The organism is Solibacillus silvestris (assembly GCF_051967575.1).
In the GTDB taxonomy this organism is placed as follows: domain Bacteria; phylum Bacillota; class Bacilli; order Bacillales_A; family Planococcaceae; genus Solibacillus; species Solibacillus silvestris_B.
On record NZ_JBQCJW010000091.1, the window covers coordinates 1 to 790 of the forward strand.

At 43.5% G+C, this 790-nt stretch carries 1 protein-coding gene; it reads left to right on the top strand.

All coding sequences use genetic code 11. The features are described 5' to 3' along the window. Positions 1–87: 87 nt before the first annotated feature. A partial coding sequence (locus ACTHOQ_RS18890) for a DDE-type integrase/transposase/recombinase (RefSeq protein ID WP_440497738.1) occupies positions 88–790 on the top strand: 703 nt, incomplete at its 3' end.

Here is a 790-nt window from a genome sequence, read left to right on the forward strand (position 1 = left end):
GAAGAAAGAAAAGGCACTCGCAGAAGCAGCAGCCCTCCTCTTACTGCGAAAAAAGGCCCAAGCGATTTGGGGGGACGAAGAGGAAGAATGATTGAGCCGTCAAATCGCAAACTAGCAGTGGAATTGATTCAAGAAGCGAATCAAAATGGTGCGCGATTGGCGAAAGCCTGTGAAGAGTTGCATATTAGCGTAAGAACCTATCAACGTTGGATTGAGGAAGGTCAAGTAAAGGTGGATCAACGCCCAGTAACGAGGCGTTCTGCACCGAAAAATAAATTATCTGAAGAAGAACGAGCAGAAATTTTAACGGTTGTAAAACAGGATGAATTCGCTGATTTACCGCCTACACAAATTGTGCCAAAGCTAGCCGACCAAGGCACTTATATCGCATCCGAGTCTACATTTTACCGAGTATTACGAGAAGAAAAAATGCAAAATCACCGAGGTTTCAGTAAAAAGCCAACGAAACGAATCCCAGAAAGTCATCTCGCAAAGTCACCAAATGAAGTGTGGACATGGGATATTACCTGGTTGGCAGGACCGATTAAAGGCATGTATTATCGATTGTATTTGATCATTGATTTATTCAGTCGTAAAGTGGTTGGTTGGGAAGTTTGGGAAACGGAAGAAGCAAAATACGCCGAGCAATTAGTGCAAAAAGCCACCTTAAATGAAAAAATCCAAGGGGCGCCATTAGTGCTTCACTCCGACAATGGAAGTCCGATGAAAGCAGCGACATTCCAAGGCTTTTTAGAAAAGATGGGCATTCAAAGCTCGTATTCTAGACCAC